Here is a 1,427-nt window from a genome sequence, read left to right as displayed (position 1 = left end):
AGTAAATAAGAATGAATTTGCTTAGAGAAAAATTCTCGAGACTAGAAAAAACTTCTTGGCTCAGGTTGTTTGTTAGAGAGGTTTATATTAATCCATTTTTGGGTGTTTTTAAGTTCTTTTATTTTTACTTTTATTGTTTTTATATTAGTTATAAAATTTTCGGGGTTGGATTAAAACCAAAAGTTTTTTTTACAGGTGATATTTTTCCTGTACACATAAAGAAAGAAAAAACTGCAAGAGTAACTTATAATTGCAATGTTCCTTTGATATTCGAATCATGGTGTGGTGGACGTAATACGTCAGCTTTGATTTTGGAAAGCAATAGTCATTTTCATTTAGAAAATGAGTTTAGCTTAGGTGATGGTGTAAAAGTAGTTCTTTCTAAAAATGCTAATCTAAATGTTTTAGGTGCATTGAATTCATCTTCAGGTATTACAGCTGAAAGTGTAATTATAGTATGTAAAAGTATTAGTTTGGGGTATGACACAATTCTTTCATGGAATTGTTATATCACTGATAGCTCACAACATAAAATCAATGGTTCTGAAAAAGTTGAGTCTGTTTTTATTGGTAATAATGTATGGCTAAGTGAAGGTGTTACTGTTGGTCCTGGTGTTACGATAGGTAATGGTTCTGTAATTGGAGCTAAATCATTTGTTAACAAAAGTATTGGTGAAAAAGTTTTTGCTGCAGGTTGTCCAGCTAAAGTTATATCTGTCGGTATATATTGGGAAAGGTAAATGAGAAAAGTATCATGTATCTTAGTAAGTTATAATCATGGTTTATTCATCCGTGAAAGTTTAATGGCTTTTTTTAATCAAGATACTAACGACTTTGACGTTGAATTTATAGTATCTGATGATTGTTCGACGGATAATACGGTTCAGATTATTCAAGAAGAACTTTCTCATTTACCTCTAGGTAAAAATATTAAGTTTTTTGCTAGAGAAAAAAACTTGGGATTGATAAAACATCTTAATACTGTAATTGAATCAGCAACTGGCGATTTTATTATTGTATCGGCAGCTGATGATATAAATTTCTCCAATAGAATACAAGTTGCTGTTAAAGCAATGATTGATAATAATGTCTCTTTAATATGTTCTGATGGTATTATCATTGATCAAGATGGAAATAAAAAATCACGTTTGTTTGCCTCGACAAAATCTGCGCCAACCCTTGAAAAGATATTTCGTAGTGGACTAATTGGTCTTCCTGGGGCAGGATTTGCGTTTAGAAAAGAGATTTTTACAGAATTTGGCCCCTTGCCTTCCAATATTGAGAATGAGGATGACCAGTGGCCAGTACGTGCTTTATTAATGCGCGGAATATATGTCATTAATGAGCCACTGTTTTATTATAGAACCCATGATAGTAGTTTATCGGCGTGGTCATGGTCAAACTCAACTACAGATGAAATATTAATT

Annotated in this window: 2 protein-coding genes; both read left to right on the top strand. The window is 32.0% G+C overall.

Annotation, left to right across the window (positions count from 1 at the left end):
• The first annotated feature begins 17 nt into the window (after positions 1 to 17).
• A complete protein-coding gene (locus MMG82_RS21290) occupies positions 18 to 740 on the top strand; it encodes an acyltransferase (RefSeq protein ID WP_241407410.1) in 723 nt (240 codons plus the stop codon).
• Positions 741 to 1,427, top strand: a 687-nt coding sequence (locus tag MMG82_RS21285; protein WP_241407407.1) for a glycosyltransferase, incomplete at its 3' end; no start/stop codon positions are given.

The sequence above is a fragment of the Shewanella sp. MM_2022_3 genome, from assembly GCF_022557375.1.
GTDB classification, from domain to species: domain Bacteria; phylum Pseudomonadota; class Gammaproteobacteria; order Enterobacterales; family Shewanellaceae; genus Shewanella; species Shewanella xiamenensis.
This window is presented reverse-complemented; position numbering and strand designations above follow the sequence as displayed.